This is a genomic window from Hymenobacter sp. B1770, assembly GCF_049896385.1.
In the GTDB taxonomy this organism is placed as follows: domain Bacteria; phylum Bacteroidota; class Bacteroidia; order Cytophagales; family Hymenobacteraceae; genus Hymenobacter.
Window position 1 is genome coordinate 1 of record NZ_JAFCUF010000031.1, and the last position, 1093, is coordinate 1093.

Here is a 1093-nt window from a genome sequence, read left to right on the forward strand (position 1 = left end):
AGCCGCGGGTGGGCCGGACGCAGTTCGGGCGCGTGTACGTGCAGGTGCCGACCTCGGTGGGGCAAGGGTTTCACCTTTCTTCGGACTACCGCCGGCCCCTGGCCCTGGACGTCAACCTGGGCCACCGCTTTTTTGCCCGGGAGCCGGGCCGGACGAATCGCCGCGACTTCGGGGTGACGGTGAGTCCACGTTACCGTGTGAGCAACCAGCTCAACTTCCGCTACAGCGCCGACTGGCAGGTGCGCCACAACCAGATTGGCTACGCCGGGGGGCTCAGCCGCGCCGAGCCCCTGGACACAGCCTTTCTGGGCCAGGTGATTTTAGGTCGCCGCCGGGTGTCCACGGTGACCAATACCGTGTCGGGCAACTACACGTTCACCAACCGCATGTCGCTGACCGTGCGCACCCGCCATTACGTAAGCAGCGTGCAGTACCGCGACTTTTCGCGCCTGGGTGAACAGGGCCAAGAAGAGCCGGTGGCCTACCGGCGCAACCGGGACAATACGTTCAACGCCTTCAATGTGGACGCCGTCTTCTCGTGGTGGTTTGCGCCCGGCTCGCAGCTGAGCATTGTCTGGAAAAACGCGGGGACGCGCTTTTTGCAGGCCGAAGAGGCGACGCCACGCTACTTCGCCAATTTAAACAACACGCTAAACACGGCGCATAACAACGCGGTGTCCGTGAAGCTGTTTTACTACCTGGATTACCTGATGCTCCAGCGCCGTCACCCGGCGGAGTAGCGCAGGCCGCTTGTCGGACTGTTTTTGTAAACGAACCCCCAGCTTGGCAAATTCCTGCCGCCTAACGGGCCTAATGCTTCATCGGCATTCTCTGCGCATTGCCTTTGACTTTGCCCAGCTGGTCCAGCGCCGCGCGGAAGCCTTGGGCTAGTTGCGCCGCCGGCCCCCGGCCGTAGTAGTGCAGAAACATCATGCGGGGCTGGTCAAACAGCATGTGATTGTGCACGGCCACCACTTCCAGGTTATGCGCTCGCAGGGCCTTAATGACCGGGTTTACTTCGGCTTCGAGCATGGCAATGTCGCCGGCAATGTGGCTGTCGGCCTGCTTGCCGGCAAACGCGGCCCAGGAAATC

Annotated in this window: 2 protein-coding genes; one reads left to right on the plus strand and one right to left on the minus strand. The window is 62.3% G+C overall.

Annotated elements, in window-relative coordinates:
* Nucleotides 1–740, plus strand: a 740-nt coding sequence (locus tag ACP7AJ_RS21215) for a DUF5916 domain-containing protein (RefSeq protein ID WP_426062234.1), incomplete at its 5' end; no start/stop codon positions are given.
* 70 nt (nucleotides 741–810) lie between these two features.
* On the opposite strand, the gene ACP7AJ_RS21220 is transcribed toward ACP7AJ_RS21215, so the two are convergent.
* Nucleotides 811–1093: DUF1259 domain-containing protein (locus ACP7AJ_RS21220; RefSeq protein ID WP_426062235.1), on the minus strand; the 283-nt coding region annotated here is incomplete at its 5' end.